Origin of the sequence: Novosphingobium sp. ERW19, assembly GCF_012641315.1 — a bacterium.
In the GTDB taxonomy this organism is placed as follows: Bacteria; Pseudomonadota; Alphaproteobacteria; order Sphingomonadales; family Sphingomonadaceae; genus Novosphingobium.
Window position 1 is genome coordinate 504862 of sequence record NZ_JABAIC010000002.1, and the last position, 15044, is coordinate 519905.

Annotated in this window: 15 protein-coding genes; 7 read left to right on the plus strand and 8 right to left on the minus strand. The window is 62.0% G+C overall.

The window, feature by feature from the left end; translation table 11 throughout:
- Positions 1 to 3: 3 nt before the first annotated feature.
- The 4 genes from HGI46_RS05745 to HGI46_RS05760 all read right to left on the minus strand — a co-directional run bounded on the left by HGI46_RS05745 (position 4) and on the right by HGI46_RS05760 (position 3880).
- Positions 4 to 1263: an MFS transporter gene (locus tag HGI46_RS05745; RefSeq protein WP_206065548.1), complete on the minus strand. Its 1260-nt coding sequence runs from the start codon at positions 1261 to 1263 to the stop codon at positions 4 to 6.
- Between the two features lie 117 nt (positions 1264 to 1380).
- Complete coding sequence (locus HGI46_RS05750) at positions 1381 to 1917, minus strand: VOC family protein (protein ID WP_240946593.1); 537 nt, start codon at positions 1915 to 1917, stop codon at positions 1381 to 1383.
- Between the two features lie 63 nt (positions 1918 to 1980).
- Entirely contained in the window at positions 1981 to 2994 is a 1014-nt protein-coding gene (locus HGI46_RS05755; RefSeq protein WP_168903499.1) for an NAD(P)-dependent alcohol dehydrogenase, read from the minus strand.
- Between the two features lie 85 nt (positions 2995 to 3079).
- On the minus strand, positions 3080 to 3880 hold the full coding sequence (locus HGI46_RS05760; RefSeq protein WP_168903443.1) for an IclR family transcriptional regulator C-terminal domain-containing protein: 801 nt from the start codon (positions 3878 to 3880) through the stop codon (positions 3080 to 3082).
- A 115-nt stretch (positions 3881 to 3995) separates the two neighbouring features.
- Between HGI46_RS05760 and HGI46_RS05765 the strand changes: the two genes are divergently transcribed.
- The 5 genes from HGI46_RS05765 to HGI46_RS05785 are packed head-to-tail and all read left to right on the plus strand — an operon-like array spanning position 3996 to position 9311.
- Positions 3996 to 5213 carry a Tm-1-like ATP-binding domain-containing protein gene (locus HGI46_RS05765; protein WP_168903444.1) on the plus strand — a complete coding sequence of 406 codons (1218 nt, stop codon included), beginning with the start codon at positions 3996 to 3998 and terminating at the stop codon, positions 5211 to 5213.
- Positions 5214 to 5220: 7 nt separating this feature from the next.
- Positions 5221 to 5667 carry an acetyl-CoA carboxylase biotin carboxyl carrier protein subunit gene (locus HGI46_RS05770; protein WP_118073732.1) on the plus strand — a complete coding sequence of 149 codons (447 nt, stop codon included), beginning with the start codon at positions 5221 to 5223 and terminating at the stop codon, positions 5665 to 5667.
- A 1-nt stretch (position 5668) separates the two neighbouring features.
- Entirely contained in the window at positions 5669 to 7003 is a 1335-nt protein-coding gene (locus HGI46_RS05775; protein ID WP_168903445.1) for a biotin carboxylase N-terminal domain-containing protein, read from the plus strand.
- Positions 7000 to 8472 carry a biotin carboxyl carrier protein gene (locus HGI46_RS05780; protein ID WP_168903446.1) on the plus strand — a complete coding sequence of 491 codons (1473 nt, stop codon included), beginning with the start codon at positions 7000 to 7002 and terminating at the stop codon, positions 8470 to 8472. The genes HGI46_RS05775 and HGI46_RS05780 overlap by 4 nt, the downstream gene beginning before the upstream one ends.
- Entirely contained in the window at positions 8469 to 9311 is an 843-nt protein-coding gene (locus HGI46_RS05785; RefSeq protein WP_168903447.1) for an HAD hydrolase-like protein, read from the plus strand. Before HGI46_RS05780 ends, HGI46_RS05785 begins: the two co-directional genes overlap by 4 nt.
- Positions 9312 to 9321: 10 nt before the next feature.
- On the opposite strand, the gene HGI46_RS22070 is transcribed toward HGI46_RS05785, so the two are convergent.
- Together HGI46_RS22070 and HGI46_RS05795 are read right to left on the minus strand one after the other, a co-directional pair.
- Positions 9322 to 9603, minus strand: coding sequence for an HNH endonuclease (locus HGI46_RS22070; protein ID WP_168903448.1), 282 nt, complete (start codon positions 9601 to 9603; stop codon positions 9322 to 9324).
- The gene (locus HGI46_RS05795) at positions 9603 to 10505 is read right to left on the minus strand and encodes a DMT family transporter (protein ID WP_168903449.1); all 903 of its coding nucleotides are present in this window, start codon (positions 10503 to 10505) and stop codon (positions 9603 to 9605) included. The genes HGI46_RS22070 and HGI46_RS05795 overlap by 1 nt, the downstream gene beginning before the upstream one ends.
- Positions 10506 to 10683: 178 nt before the next feature.
- On the opposite strand from HGI46_RS05795, the gene HGI46_RS05800 reads away from it, so the two are divergent.
- Positions 10684 to 11694, plus strand: a complete 1011-nt coding sequence (locus HGI46_RS05800; protein ID WP_168903450.1) for a glycosyltransferase family 2 protein — start codon at positions 10684 to 10686, stop codon at positions 11692 to 11694.
- Positions 11691 to 13364 (plus strand): glycosyltransferase family 39 protein, encoded by a 1674-nt coding sequence (locus HGI46_RS05805; protein ID WP_168903451.1) that lies wholly within the window; start codon positions 11691 to 11693, stop codon positions 13362 to 13364. The genes HGI46_RS05800 and HGI46_RS05805 overlap by 4 nt, the downstream gene beginning before the upstream one ends.
- Here the strand turns inward: HGI46_RS05805 and HGI46_RS05810 are convergent.
- A complete protein-coding gene (locus HGI46_RS05810; RefSeq protein ID WP_168903452.1) occupies positions 13351 to 14244 on the minus strand; it encodes a hypothetical protein in 894 nt (297 codons plus the stop codon). The two genes, HGI46_RS05805 and HGI46_RS05810, sit on opposite strands and share 14 nt — an antisense overlap.
- On the minus strand, positions 14237 to 14881 hold the full coding sequence (locus HGI46_RS05815) for a class I SAM-dependent methyltransferase (protein ID WP_168903453.1): 645 nt from the start codon (positions 14879 to 14881) through the stop codon (positions 14237 to 14239). The genes HGI46_RS05810 and HGI46_RS05815 overlap by 8 nt, the downstream gene beginning before the upstream one ends.
- Positions 14882 to 15044 lie beyond the last annotated feature (163 nt).

A 15044-nucleotide genomic window follows, 5' to 3' on the forward strand; every position in this document is an offset into this window, starting at 1 on the left:
GTGTCAGGCGATCGAGGGGATCGCGTTGCCAGAGCGCCGCGCAACAACGCGCGGAGCGGATTCGATAAGTCCAAGTGTCAGGAAACCTGCCAGCACGGTGCAGCCGAGCATCAGCCACAGCGGTGCGGCAAGGCCGTAAGCGTCAGCCAGCGTCCCGGCGAGGAATGGCGACAGAACCCCGCCAAGGACTTCGCCGGTGCCCATCACGACGCCGGTCAGCGTCGCAGTCAGACGAGGGTCGACCGACTCCGAAGGGATCGTGGCCATGAACATCGGGAACAGCCCGTTGAGGCCCCAGCCGAAAAAGAAAATCGCGGCGAGAACCCAGGCCGAGCCTTCGTAATACAGGCCGCCCAGAGGCAGGATCACGCCGAGGAACGAGAAAAAGATCATCACCGGGCGGCGGCCAATAACGTCGGAGATTGCCGGTACGGCAAAGCTGCCCAGGCCCGCCGAAATACCCAGCGTTGCCATCAGCCAGCTCATTATGTCGGGATCAAACCCGCGCGCCTTCGTCAGGAAAAGCGGCATGAAGGCCCAACATACGACCAGGTAGGAAACCAGCAGGATCGAGATCAGGGCGCAAAGGATGACATTGCGGTGCCCGAACGCTTCACGCAGCGTGACTTTGGGTGCAGCGTCATCATGCGCCTCAACCGGCGGCTCGCGCAGCGTGAACCAGATGAGGGCCGCGGTGACGAGTCCGGGCAATGCAGCCAGGTAAAAACCCGTCCTCCACCCTACGGCAACGGCTACGGGCACCAGCAGCAAGGGCGCAAGACCGGAGCCAAGAAGATTGGAACCCAGGTTCTGCGCGACCCCCATGGCGAGGCCGCGGCGTTCAGGCGCGACCTCGGCGACGATCATCGAATGGCTGACCGGCATCACCCCGCCCTCGGCAGCACCCATCAGGAGGCGCGCGCCAAGGAGCATCAGGAATGAAGATGCAGCGCCCGAGATGAATGAGCACAGGCAAAAGGCAATGGTGGCGATGACCACCACTGGTTTGCGCGAACCCAGCTTGTCCGAAATGCGCCCGACGAGCAGGCCCGACAGCGCCCATGTGAGCGACAGGGCGGAGCTGAACATGCCGACTTGCGTATTGCTCAATTGCAGGTCCGGCTGGACGAACGGCATCAGGAAGTTGAGCGCATTGCGGTCAAAGAAGAGGATGCCGAAATTGAGGCTGAGGAGCGCGGTAACCCACACTTGGTAGCCGCTGCTTCTGGCCTTTCCGGCATTCATCTTCGCAGTCGCCAACATTTACCTCTCCCATCTTCCACTTGCCGATCCCATGCCGACATTGTTCTCATTCTAGGTCGCTATCGTTGCCCTCTCTTGGATTGCCGCGCAGCCCGACCGGGACCAGAGCGCACGGGATCAGATAAATGGTCGTACCGGGTCACTTCCGTCCCACGCTTGTGATGCCTGCCACATCGCTGTGAAGTGCGCGTCCATTCCTGGTGTTGCAGGGATAAGTTCCAGAAACCCCGGGGCCGCAGCAGTCCCGCCTTCGAGATAGGCGACGCTCCCTCCGGTAGGCACCGCGGCTTTGAACGCGAGCCTGTAGCCCCGTGAGAGGTATGCCGGCAGCTCCGCCTCAACATCTTCACAAGCGATGCCGAAGTGATGGAAGCCGTATCCGCGCTTCTCGATCGTTTCACGATAAACCGAAGGATTGCCGTCAAGAGGCTGGATCAGTTCGACCTGCATGTGGCCGATAAAGCCCATCGCAATCATGACATCGGCAGTCGATGGCGCGCCACGGTAGAACTGGTCAGGACCGAGGAAATGGTCGAGCAGGAAGAACGGCCCAGCGGCGCAATCCTTCTGGAAGTGCGCGATGGATGCGTGAACGTCCTCGACCACAAACGCAGTCTGCATGACGCCACCGAACGGCTGGCCGAAGCCGAGCATTCTTGCCATTTCTGTCCTCTCCGCACGCCCCGCCTCTAGCGGACGGAAGCGCGCCAAATTCTGCTAGAGCGTTATCGCAACCTTGCCGAACAGGCCGGCTGATGACTGGTACGCGTAAGCGTCGCGGGCGTTCTCGAGCGGGAAAGCCTTATCTACCACTGGCTTGATCCCGTGCTGGTCGATGAAAGCATTGAGCCGCTGGGCCATGCCCTTCGATCCGACGAAGATGCCGCGGATCGATGCGCCCTTGAACATCAAGCCGTGGGGGTTGGTGTCACCCTCGCGCGTCAGCACGCCGATCAGGGCGATTTCGCCCGCAAACCCGACGGCGGCAATGGATTGCTTGAGCGTGCCAGCGCCGCCAACCTCGACGACCTTGTCAACGCCGCCACCAGCTAGCCGGGCCGCCTCTGCACCCCACTCGGGCGTGGTGCGGTAATTGATCACGTGATCGGCGCCGAGCGCTTTCACCCGCTCAAGCTTTTCATCCGACGACGACGTGGCAATGACGGTGGCGCCCGCAGCCTTGGCAATCTGCAGCGCGAGCAGCGACACGCCCCCCGTGCCGAGAACCAGGACAGTGTCTCCCGCCTTTACCGGGCGCGGCCCCTCCATAAGGGCGTTCCACGCTGTGACACCGGCGCAGGGCAGACAGGCGGCGTGCGTAAAATCCAGAGTCTCGGCCAGCGGGACTACGCCATGGTCAGGCAAAACAACATATTCCTGCAGCATGCCCGGCGCGGGCGGCGCGCCAAGGGCGACGCCCATGCCGGGGTTGGGCGGACCGTCCATCCAGTTCTGGAAGAAGATGCCGGCCACGCGGTCACCCACCTTGAGCGAGGAAACGCCCTCGCCCACTGCAGCAATCTCGCCCGCACCATCGGACAGTGGCACGGTATCCTGCTGCACCACGCCGCCCATATAAAGCCCGAGCGGAATGATCTGGTCGCGGTAGTTCAGCGAGCACGCACGAACGCGCACCAACACTTCGCCCGGACCCGGCTGCGGAATGTCGGTCTCGTCCAGTCGCAAATCATCGAGCGACGTCGAGCCTGCGGCAATCACCCACTGGCGCATCGGCATTTTCTCCCTGTGGAAGGATCATCACCGATTCAGCGGCACAAATTAATCAGTTGGACAAACCGATTTCACCTAATGAAACCTAATTGGGGTTCGCTTCGAGTGCAGCGGCAATGGCACGCGCCGTTGCCTTCAGTGCTTCGAGATGACGCTGGACAACCGCTTCGTCCGCACCGCGACGTCCCGGCCACGTGACATTGATTGTCGCGATGGGCGATCCGCCGACCATGATCGGCACCGCCATCGAGCGGCGACCGTCGCGCAAGACCAGCTGCTTGGAGCGATCCGGCCACGGCAGCAGAGGATCACGAGTTGCATAACCGCGCTGCCTGACCTGTTGCAGCATTTGCCGCAGTTCGGCCTCGCTGCCTTCCGGCGGATTAGCGGGCCGCAGGCGGTCGATGATCGAATCCCGCTCGGCATCGCCACAGGCCGCGAGATAGGCACGGCCTGTTGCCGTATGGATGTAGGACAGCTTGACCCCGACGGGACCGAGGATGGCGGAGTCGAGCCGGAACAGCGGACTGTTGGTCTCAAGAATTTCCATGTGATCGAGTCGCGGCGCTGCCAGCACCGACGGCCATGCCACTTTCGTGGACAACGCCTTCATGTACGGCGAGGCAATTTCAGCAATGTGGGCGGCGGAGGTGAACGACGCGCGCTCGATCCGGTCCACATGCGGGAGGTACGCGCCATCGGCAAGACGCTGCCACACAAGTCCCTTCTGCCCCAACGTTACCAGCATTCGCAGCAAAGTCGCCTTGGGCAGACCTGTGGCCTGATGCAGCTCGTGCAAGCTTGCCGCCTTGCGCGTCTGCACTTCGATCAGCACGTCCAGCCCACGCTCCAACGCGCGCACGGTCTTGACCCTGCGTTCCAGCATCCATCCTGCTCCGGCAAATTCTGCGTTTCACCTTATGCAACGCAAAATCACGAAACCCCCGTGCAAAGTCAACCGCACTGTCGCAGCAATAGGCGACGGAGAGGAAAACCAGACGATGACGAAGCCAAGCGTTCTGTTCATCTGCACGCAGGATACCAAGGAAGAGGAAGCCCGCTTCACCCGGGCCGCGCTGGAGGCGGCGGGCGTTGACGTGGTCCACCTCGATCCCAGCGTCCGCCGCACTGTCGGCGGCGCCGAAATCTCGCCCGAGATGGTTGCGGAGGCAGCCGGCATGACCATTGAGCAGGTCCGAGCGCTTGGCCATGAAGGCAAGTGCCAGAATGCAATGATCGGTGGCGCAATTGCTGCGGCCCATGCGTGGGACGCCAAGTCGCCCGTCTCGGGAATTCTGGCAGTTGGCGGCTCGATGGGCTCGGCGCTTGCCGGGGCGCTAATGCAGAGCTTCCCCTACGGCCTGCCCAAGCTAATCGTTTCGACCATGGCTTCGGGTTTCACCAAGCCGTACATGGGCGTGAAGGACATCGCGATGATGAACGCGGTGACCGACATATCGGGCATCAACACCATCAGCCGGGACGTTTTTCGCAACGCCGCCAACGCTGTTGCCGGCATGGCCAAAGGTTATGATCGCGACAAGGGCCCGGAAAAGCCGCTGGTCCTGATCACCACTCTGGGCACCACCGAAGTCAGCGTGAAGCGCATCCGCCAGGCTCTGGAGAGCGATGGATGCGAAGTCATGGTGTTCCACTCCTCCGGCGCGGGCGGGCCGACGCTGGATGGCCTCGCCACCGACAAGGACGTGGCGCTGGTCCTCGACCTTTCGCAGACCGAGATCCTCGATCATCTTTTCGGCGGGCTGGCAGACTCCGGCCCCGATCGCGGCCGCGCAGCGCTGCGCAAGGGCATCCCGACGATCCTGGCACCGGGTAATGCTGACTTCATCATCGGTGGACCGATCGATGCGGCAGAGGTGCAGTTCCCCGGCCGCCGCTACCATCAGCACAACCCGCAGCTTACTGCAGTGCGAACCAAGGTGGACGATCTCAAGAAGCTGGCCGATCACCTTGCCGCCAACGTGCGCGAAGCCAAGGGCCCGGTGCGGGTATTCACTCCGCTCAAGGGCTTTTCCAGCCACGATAGCGACGCCGGGCATCTGCAGGACCTCAGCGTGCCCGGCCCCTTCGCCGAATACCTTGCGCAGGTCATGCCCGAACATGTGCCTGTCACGGCGATCGATTCCCATTTCAACGACGAAGCCTTCTCAAGCGCGGTGATCGCCGCGGCGCGAGAATTGCTGGCCGCAAAGAACTGATCCGAAGATGACCGACGACATTCCCCTGACTCACGAAGACATCGCCGAGATCGCCGCGATCCTGGAGAAGTCCGGCTACCGCGAACTCGATCTTTCGACGCGCCGTTTTCGCCTGCGCGTGGCCAAGGGCGCCGACGCACAGGGTGGTGTGATACAGGAATGGCAATGGGCTGGATCGGCGCCGGAAGTCTCAGCCGAGGCAAGCGCGACAGCGGTTGACCCCAACGCAATCTGCTCGCCCCTGCCCGGCACATTCTATCACGCCCCCCAACCCGGCGCGCCGCCTTTCGTCCAACCGGGAGATGAAGTCGGCCCGGAGACGGTGATCGGCATCGTCGAGACGATGAAGCTGATGAACCCGGTGCACGCCGGCCGCAGCGGCATCATCGCCGAGATCCTTGCTGCGAACGGGACCTTGGTCGCCAAGGGCGAAGCCTTGGTGCGGCTGACCTGACATGATCCGCAAGCTGTTCATCGCCAACCGCGGGGAAATTGCGCTCCGCGTCATCCGCACCGCGCGCGCCATGGGGATCGAGACCGTCCTCGGTGCTTCAGAAGCCGACGCTGCATCGCTTCCGGCGCAGCTTGCGGACCATGTCGCAATCGTCGGCCCCGGGCCATCGTCGCAGGGCTACCTGGCCATCGACCGCGTGGTCGATGCGATGGTGAAGTCAGGCTGCGATGCGGTGCATCCGGGGTACGGCTTCCTGTCGGAGAACGCCGCGTTCGCTCGCGCTGTGAAAGCGGCGGGCATCTGCTTCGTCGGGCCTGACATCAAGACGCTCGAAGGCATGGGCGACAAGCTCGCAGCCCGCGCACTCGCCGTTGAAGCGGGCCTCCCAGTGCTTCCAGGCGGCGAGGCCGCAACGCGTGGAGACGTTCATTCCCGCGCTGCGCAAACTGGCTATCCGTTGTTGCTCAAGGCCGTGGCCGGTGGCGGTGGCAAAGGCATGCGCCGCGTGGATCGGCCTGAAGATCTCGACAGCGCACTCGACATGGCTCAGGCCGAAGCGCAGGCCGCGTTCGGCAACAGCGCAGTCTATGTCGAGCGCTTCGTTGCGCGGGGACGCCATGTTGAAGTGCAGCTTCTTGGCGATGGCACCAATGCCATTCACCTCGGGACGCGCGATTGTTCGATCCAGCGGCGCTTCCAGAAGCTGGTCGAAGAAGCCCCTGCCCCCGCGATGCCTCTGGAGGCCCGCGCAGGCATCGAACAAGCTGCCGTGCGGCTCGCCCGCCACATCGGTTACCGCGGCGCCGGAACGGCCGAGTTCCTGGTCGATGCCGAGGACTTCTCTTTCTACTTCCTTGAGCTCAACGCGCGCATTCAGGTCGAGCACCCCGTGACCGAGGCAATCACCGGCGTCGACCTGGTCGAGCAGCAATTGCTGGTCGCCATGGGCAAGCCACTGTCCCTGACGCAGGCGATGGTACGTCCTCACGGCCACGCCATCGAAGTGCGCATCAACGCCGAGGACCCCGAGGCCGATTTTCGCCCTTCCCCGGGATGTGCAGTGCGCGCTGCCTGGCCTGCTGGCGAGGGCGTGCGCGTCGACACGCACATCGGCATCGGGGGCGAAGTGCCACCGTTCTACGATTCGCTCATGGGCAAGCTGATCGTGCACGGCGAGACGCGCGAACAGGCCGTGGAACGGCTTTCCGACGCGCTGCGCTCGCTGCACATCGAGGGACTGCCCACCACCGCTTCACTCCATCGCCGTATTGTCGCCGATCCGCGCTTTGTTGCTGGCGGCGTTGATACCGGCTTCCTCACGGGACTTGCCCAATGACCGAGATCCGTCTCGTCGACGTCACCATGCGCGACGGCAACCAGAGCCTGTGGGGCGCGACCGGCCTCAATACCGCGCACATGCTGCAAGCTGCCGCGCTGACCGAAGCCTGCGGGTTCAGGGCCATTGATTTCACGTCGTCGAGCCACATGGCCGTGGCCGTGCGCTACTTCCAGAACAATCCTTGGGAACGCCTCCGCCGCATGTCGGCGGCCATGCCGACAACGCCGCTTCAGTTCATCACCACCGGCTTGCGCTTCATCGCCTGGCAGCAGGCCGATCCCGAGTTCATGCGTCTGGTCTACCGCGCCTTGCAGGCCAACGGCGTGGGGCGTTTTGTCCTGCTCGACCCAATGCACGAGGTGCCCGCGGTGATCGAGGCGGCGAAGCTGGTGAAGGAAGAGGGCAACGCCGAAGTGATGGCGGCGCTGACCTTCACGCTTTCCGAGATCCACACCGACCAGTTCTATGCCGATTTCGCGCGTGCCGTCGGGCAGAGCCCGAATATCGACCTATTCTATATCAAGGACCCGGCGGGCCTGCTCTCGATGGATCGCGCGCGCACGCTGGTCCCGGCGGTGAAGGCCGCGATCGGCAACCGACCGCTCGAGATCCATGCCCATACCACTGTTGGCCAAGGCATGTTGGCGAGCCTTGAGGCGACAAAACTCGGCATTTCCGCGATCCATGTTGGCGTCGGCCCAGGTGGCGACGGCTCTTCTCTGCCGGAAGCCAATCGCATGGTTGCCAATCTCGAAGAGGCCGGTTTCTCGGTTGGCATCGACAAGGCTGCGCTCAAGCGCCTGACGTCCTACTGGCAGAGCGTCGCGCTGGCTGAGGGGCTTCCGCCGGGCACGCCGCAGAACTTCGACGCCAGCTTCCTGCGCCACCAGATCGCCGGTGGCGTGATGACCACGATCGCGCGCCAGCTCGAAGAGCTTGGCCTGTCGGACCGGATGAACGCGGTGATCGAAGAGACCGGGCAAGTCCGCGCCGACCTCGGCTTTCCCATCATGGTCACGCCTTTCCCGCAGATGGTCATGACCCAGGCCCTGTTCAACGTGATCGGCGAGCGGCGCTATGCGCAGGTATCGGATCAGGTCATCCGCTACTGCATGGGCAAGTTCGGCAAGCCCACTTCACCGGTCGACCGGGAAGTGCTCGCCACGATTCTGGATCGCCCACGTGCGCGTGAACTCGAGAAGGAACCAACCTTCCCTGCACTCGGCGATCTGCGCCGCCAGTTTGGCTACCACATGCCCGACGAGGAGTTCCTCCTTCGTGCGGTCATGCCTGCCGAACAGGTTGACGCCATGCTCGCAGCGGGCCGCTCCCGCGCGACCTATTCGCCCAAAGCCGCGCCAATCATTTCACTGCTGCGCAAGCTGGCGGCGAAGCCAGACGCACGCGACATCGTGATCGAACGCGGATCTTTCCGCCTTGCCCTCCATGCTGGAGCAGCGCTTTGACCCTTACCTCAGATTTCAAGGCTCGCCTGCGGGATGCAGCGGGCTTCATCTTCGACATGGACGGCACAATTGCACTGGGAGACTCCAAGAGCGGCGGTCACCGCGCCCTTCCCCATGCAATCGAAGTGCTGGGCACGCTGAAAGATATCGGGAAGCCGTTCGTCGTCTTCACGAACGGGACCGCCAAGCCGCCGGTGGCCTATGCAAATTCGCTGCGCAACGCGGGCTTCCCGGTGGACGATGACCAGATGCTGACACCATCGTCGTCGGCAGCGGTCTGGTTGGCGAAAAGCGGGATCGAGAAGGTTCGTGTTCTCGGCAATCCCGGGTGTGCAGCACCGCTGATCGATGCCGGGCTGAACGTGGTCGGCCCGGCAGAAGAGGTCGACGGAGTCGAGGCGGTCTATACCGGCTGGTTCCGGGAGTTCGACTTCAATTCACTGGAGGCGGCCTGCCATTCGCTTTGGCACGGAGCGCGTCTGGTTACCGCCAGCAACGTCCCGTTTTTCGCGACCGAGAATGGCCGCGCGATCGGTGCGAGCTTCCCGATCAACGCCATGCTGACCGCGATGACCCGCAAGCGCCCGCGCATCCTGGGCAAGCCTTCGAAGATCGCTTTCGAAACGGCGCTGACCATCATGGGCTTGCCGCGCAGCGCTTCGCAGCATGTCGTGGTCGTCGGAGATGATCCAGCGCTCGAGATGCGGATGGCCAATGCCGTAGGTGCGCATTCCATTGGCTTGGCGACCGGCATCATGGGCGGCGATGTGGCCCTGCCTGAAAAGGATCGCCCAACAGTGCTGCTGAACGACCTCAAACCTCTGCTCGACGTGCTCTAGGGTCAGGACCCTATCGCTTTCTTGCTGCGGTGGGCGCGTGAAAATCCGGGTCCTTGTTCGCTAACCACACCAGAAACCGCGCGATGTCAGGATTCTCCATAAGAGCTTCGCGGTCAGCGCCAATGCGTCCAAGCTCGCTGTTCGAAAAGGTCGCGTGGAGCGTCCGATGGCAGATCGGATGGACTGCTTCGGTCAGCCGACCGCCCCGGCTCTTGGGAACGGGATGATGGAACTCCACGCGGTTCCCCAAGCGCCGCCCGCAAAGCCAGCAGGACCTGGAAGGCCCATCCATCAATCGGTCATGGCCGGTTCTGAAGGCGGCTTGCCAGCGCGCCACAGGTACAGCCCCGCGCCGACGATGACCAACGCTCCGAATGCTGCCACGAAATCAGGACGTTCGCCGAACAGTACCCAGCCGAACGCGCCGGCAAGCAGAAGCTGCACGTAAGTCATCGGTGCGATCGATGCAGGCCCGGCCCGCGTGGTCGCAACGTAGATGAGGGCGTGCGCGCAACTCGCCGAAACCGCGATTACCGCGCACTTGATGAGGACGGACGTTGGCAGCGCCGGTATCTGGAAGAAGTGGATGCCGCTTTGGTGGCCCGCCCACGTGCCAAGGCACAGGAAACCCGCGCCGATCAGGGCCACGTTGAACTGCATCGACAGCAAACTGCCGGTGCCGGCAACCTTGCGGTTTGCAACCATGAGCAGGGCCATGCCGCTGGCTGCGACGACCGGCAGCAATGCTACCGGTCCCAGCAGCGAAAGGTTGGGGCGCAGGATTACCAACACGCCCGTGAACGCTACCCCCGTTGCGATCCAGGTTTCCTTGCGCATTGGCTCGCCCAACAGGATTGCCGAGAGGAGGGCCGTGATCATCGGGCTGGTAAACGAGATCGCGGTCGCCTCACCGATGGGCATCAGGTGGACTGCGCTGAAGAAGCTCATGGCCGATACCGCCACGCTCAAGCCACGCAGGATCTGCCAGCGCAGTCGCGGGAAGGCAAAACCCTTCGGCCCCTCTTGAACGAGGAGGATAACGCCAAGCCCCAGTGCTCCGAAGACATAGCGCAGCGCGCCAATAGCGGTCCCCGGCCACGCCCCGGCCATGCTCTTTACCAGCACATCACCCAGCGAAAGCAGAGCGAAACCGCCCAGGGCAAATAGCAGTCCGGACCTGTGACTATCCTGCAAGATGCGAAATCCTGTTGCCCTTCAAGGAGCGGTTATTGATCATAACCAAAGTCCTAGCGGTATGGACGCGACACCTCCAGTGCCAAGTGCGGCACTTTACCCGCAGTTAACCATGGCAGCTTAGAAATACGGAGCTGAAGGGCACCGGGGGGCCCGCGCAAGGACGGAAACGGGGCCCATGACCAAGCTTATCATCCAGATTCCCTGCCTTAACGAGGCTGACAGTCTGCCTGACACACTGGTCGCCCTGCCCCGGCGCATCCACGGCATAGACAAGATCGAGATACTGATCATCGATGATGGCAGTACCGATGGCACGGCCGACGTGGCGCGACGCTTCGGGGCGCACCATGTTGTCAGCCACCGCCGCAACCGCGGCCTCGCCGCCGCCTTCCAGAGCGGTCTCGACGCTGCCCTTGCCGCTGGCGCCGACATCATCGTCAACACCGATGCCGATGGGCAATACGCAGGTGAGGACATCGCCAAGCTCGTGGCCCCGATCATTGCAAGCGAGGCCGATCTTGTGATCGGCGATCGTGGCGTCGGCCGAAATGAACATTTCGGCCCGATCAAGCGCCGCCTTCAGCGCCTCGGCAGCGCAGTGGTACGCAACCTTTCGGGCACCGAAGTCACCGACGCGGTCAGCGGCTTTCGCGCGATCAGCCGGTCTGCGGCACAGCGCATCACCATCACCACCGAATTCAGCTACACCACCGACATGCTGATCCAGGCCGGGCGCAAGCGGTTCAAGATCGTCAGCGTACCGATCCGCACCAACGCAACCGAGCGCCCTTCCCGCCTGTTCAAGTCCATCCCGCAATTCATCGCCCGACAGCTGATGACGATGGGGCGCGCCTATGCGACCTACAACCCGCTGCGCACTTTTGCGATCATCGGCGGTGCGTTAGCGCTTGTCGGGATACTGCCAATCATCCGCTTCCTTGCGCTGTGGGCATGGGGCGATGGCGAAGGCCACTTGCAATCTCTTGTCATCGGCGGTGCGCTACTCGTTCTTGGTGCAGTGACCGGCATCATGGGTGTTCTGGCGGAACTGATCGGTGCAAATCGCAAGCTGCTGGAGGCAACCCTTCACAAGCTTCGCACGCTTGAGGAGCGTTTCGACAGTCTGGGCACGCCCCCACATGATGGGAAAACTCACGACGCAGACCTGTGGAAACGTCGCGCGTGAACTTTGGCTGCGCCGAAGGGCACGACGGGAAAAACCACGCAAAATGGATTCCGGCTGCCTTCGCGGTCGTTCTGCTATTGCAGCTTGAGCTTGTCTGGAACCGGCCGGTCAACTGGGACGAATTCTTCCACCTGAGCGAAGCCCATGCTTTTGCAAAGGGCCAACTGTATGAAATGCTGCAGGTATTCTATGCCCGGGCATTTTTCTGGCTGGCATACTTGGGAATAGACGCCGTCGACCAGATTCGTGTCGCGCGGGTGTTCATGCTTATCTGCGAGCTGGTTACCTGTTGCGCGATCTTCGGGATTTCACGCCGGTTAACTGACCGGACCGGCGCGCTTCTTGCAGCGCTGGCTTATCTCTCGTCCGGCTATGTCCTCCAGCATGGGATGTCATTCCGTGCAGATCCCATGGCAGCTGCGTGCCTTATGGCGGCATTGTGGGTTCTGCTGTGCAGCCGTCTGGCAGCAAGGCACATCATCGTGGCCGCCGTGTTGGTCGGGCTCGGTTTTACTGTCACCATCAAGATAGTGCTTTATGCGCCGGCTTTCCTGGCTGTGGCCTGGCTCCGCTGGCAAGAGACAGATGACCGCAGCGAACTCTTGCGCAAGTGTGCTGTATTTATCGGCCTTTCCATTGGCTTCATCATGCTGTTCACATTCATCAGCTGGTTGTTGCTGCCGCAGACACCGCCGCCGGCTGCGCGCGAAGCCGGCAAGAGTCTTTCGTCTTCAAGCACCATGATGTTCGATCTCGGGCTGTTCCCGCGCTGGCCTTATCTTCTGGGCGCGATTTTTTCCGCTCCCGTCACGGCATTTGCAGCAATTCGCACGGCAGTTATCCTCGTCCGTCCGAAAACAGCTCCCGCACCCGCAGCCACGCTCCACGTTTTCGCATGGCTCATGCTCGGAACGATCGGTTGCGTGTCGTTCTATGCCAACAGCTTTCCATACTTCTACGCCTTCATTCTGCCGCCCGTAGCGGTAGCGGTCTCGATCGGACTTTCGGCGATGGTTCGCAGTCTGGGCCCGGCGGTCGTTGTCGTTGCCTTCGTTGCCCAGGCTGTCGTTTCCAGCATGGCTACACCACGCGACGTACTTCCTGCACAGAAGCAGATGCTTCACGCGGTGCATCAGATCTTTCCTGAGCCGGTGGCCTATTTTGATTTCCCCGGCATGGTGCCGGATTTTTCAAAGGCCAACTTCTTTATGACCGTCTGGGGTATCCGGAAGTATCGTGCAGGGCTCGAGCCGACAATGGCGGAAGTCGCACGCGAGCAGGTGGTCCCTCTGCTCATCGTCAACCAGGAAATGATACAGCGCAATCAGTCAGAACCCGGCGGCGCTTGGGAATTGCTGCCCGAAGATCGATTGCTGCTCAAGAATGGCTATGTGCCACACTGGGGTCCGCTGTGGGTGGCCGGGCATACATTTGCCAAGAACGATCCTTCGGAGAGTTTCGACATTCATGCGCCCGGTACCTACACGGTCGAAGGGGGGGCGGCTCGGATCGACGGAATTCTGTTGCAGTCCGGGCAGACAGTTGAGCTAGCGCGTGGAGAGCACTTGTACGTTCGTGAAAGCACTGGCGCCATTACGCTGCGCTGGGGCAACCATCTGCGGCGCCCGGATACGGCAGAGCCGACCGGTCCAGTCCTCAAGGACTTTTGATTGAGCTGCGGACGTTTCCGCGGAGCCTGAAACGCAAGATTGCAACAGTCCCGAAAAGGATATCGCCAAGCACCGAGGCGATCCTCAGGGCAAGGACGCTTGCCAGCAAAGGAGCATCGGGAAAACGCGTCCCCGCAAGCGCAATCAGCGCCGCCTCCCTGACACCCAGACCACCTGGAGCCACGGGCACAAGAAAGCCTGCCAGCCAAGAGAGCAGGAACAGGCCTGAAAAGAGACCCAGCGGCGCACTCGTCGGTAACAGGGCGGCGCCAACCACCGCAGCAGCCACACCGAAACAGAGAAACGCAGCAAATTGCAGTGCGCCTGCACGCATCACGGGATCGCGAGAGCAGAGCCCTGCGACCATCGCTCCCATTCCGCACGCCAAAGTCGCAGCCGGCGATGCGGTCAGCGCAATTGCAGATGCTGCAGCGACCATGCTCGCAGGCAAATGGAGCGCAATCTCTACAGCGCTAGCCTTGGCAAGCTTCTTGTGGGCAAGACCGGCGGCAGCACCATCGACCTGTCGGCTAGCGTACTGGAAAACCGAACCCGGCAGATACTTTGCCAGAACGCCACGCGCATAAATTGCATCGATATGGTGCGATGGCAGCACATCGTTTGCGCTGGCCAGCGATGACCACACTGAGGCCAACAGCTTGTCTGACGCTGCAAACAGAAGCGGCGCGGTAACCATGGCAGCGCCCAGCGGCCAGGAGGCATGATCAAGCAGTTGTGCAGGTTTCAACTGGATGAGGCGGTCACCGATGAAACCAACGCACGCTGCCAGTATGGCGATGCTGCCCAGACGGGAAGCGCGCCGCTGCCAATCTTTGGATCCGGAGCCTGAAGGGAAATCCTGCCGTTCAGACTCAGGCATGCAAAATGCTGCTGAAGTCCGGATAGGGCACGCAATACGATCTTCCGAAATGGCGGTGCTCCTGCAATCCGCTCGACTTTATGGCCCTGCGATAGCGCAGTCGGCCGGTATCGTCGAACAGGATGCGCCCACCGGGTTTCAGGTAGGGAATGGCGCGCGCGAGGCATGCATTGCGATCTCGCCCATCGACCACGATGAGATCGAACTGGCCGCCTGCCTCGGCAATTGCATCGACATAGGCTGGTGTTGCCAGATCGCGATGCCAGAGTTTCACATTCCCGCGGTTGGCAAGCAGCTGTGCGAGGCGCGCATGCCATCCCGCATGATGCTCGACGCTGATCACTTCCTGCGCGCGGCGAGAAAGCCAAGCTGTGCTAGCTCCCGAACCATATTCGAACACCCGTGCTGCCGGAAGGTTTGCCAGAAAGGCGTCAATCTCGCGCGTTGCGGCCACGTTCCACCACGGGCAGTCGAGTGGGATCATCCGTTCTGGCTGATGAATTGCGAGTAAGGACGCAGCCCAGCGCCACATGCCCCATGGATTGGAAGCGGTAGCGTCACGCCAGAAACCGTCTAGGATCGAAAGACCGGCGATCGCCTGAGCTGAAGCCGAGTAGGCCTGTTTCGCGATCTGCATGATACCCCCTTTAGCCGTAGTCGTTACCGTGCCTACCGGGTGGGCTTTAAGATATTACTAACGATGTTTCTTCAGATGTAAGCCCAGTTACCGCAGGGCAGTGAGACGTCGCTCTCGTCGGGGAAGTTAGCGAAATGTCAAAGTTTGCCGAATATTCACCGTG

Bases quoted from the DNA above. Each gene is read 5' to 3' on its own strand.
- HGI46_RS05780 (WP_168903446.1), top strand. From the start codon at position 7,000: ATGACCGAGATCCGTCTCGTCGACGTCACCATGCGCGACGGCAACCAG.
- HGI46_RS05800 (WP_168903450.1), top strand. From the start codon at position 10,684: ATGACCAAGCTTATCATCCAGATTCCCTGCCTTAACGAGGCTGACAGT.
- HGI46_RS05765 (WP_168903444.1), top strand. From the start codon at position 3,996: ATGACGAAGCCAAGCGTTCTGTTCATCTGCACGCAGGATACCAAGGAA.
- HGI46_RS05745 (WP_206065548.1), bottom strand. From the start codon at position 1,263: ATGTTGGCGACTGCGAAGATGAATGCCGGAAAGGCCAGAAGCAGCGGC.
- HGI46_RS05775 (WP_168903445.1), top strand. From the start codon at position 5,669: ATGATCCGCAAGCTGTTCATCGCCAACCGCGGGGAAATTGCGCTCCGC.
- HGI46_RS05810 (WP_168903452.1), bottom strand. From the start codon at position 14,244: ATGCCTGAGTCTGAACGGCAGGATTTCCCTTCAGGCTCCGGATCCAAA.
- HGI46_RS05770 (WP_118073732.1), top strand. From the start codon at position 5,221: ATGACCGACGACATTCCCCTGACTCACGAAGACATCGCCGAGATCGCC.
- HGI46_RS22070 (WP_168903448.1), bottom strand. From the start codon at position 9,603: ATGGATGGGCCTTCCAGGTCCTGCTGGCTTTGCGGGCGGCGCTTGGGG.
- HGI46_RS05760 (WP_168903443.1), bottom strand. From the start codon at position 3,880: ATGCTGGAACGCAGGGTCAAGACCGTGCGCGCGTTGGAGCGTGGGCTG.
- HGI46_RS05755 (WP_168903499.1), bottom strand. From the start codon at position 2,994: ATGCGCCAGTGGGTGATTGCCGCAGGCTCGACGTCGCTCGATGATTTG.
- HGI46_RS05815 (WP_168903453.1), bottom strand. From the start codon at position 14,881: ATGCAGATCGCGAAACAGGCCTACTCGGCTTCAGCTCAGGCGATCGCC.
- HGI46_RS05750 (WP_240946593.1), bottom strand. From the start codon at position 1,917: ATGCTCGGCTTCGGCCAGCCGTTCGGTGGCGTCATGCAGACTGCGTTT.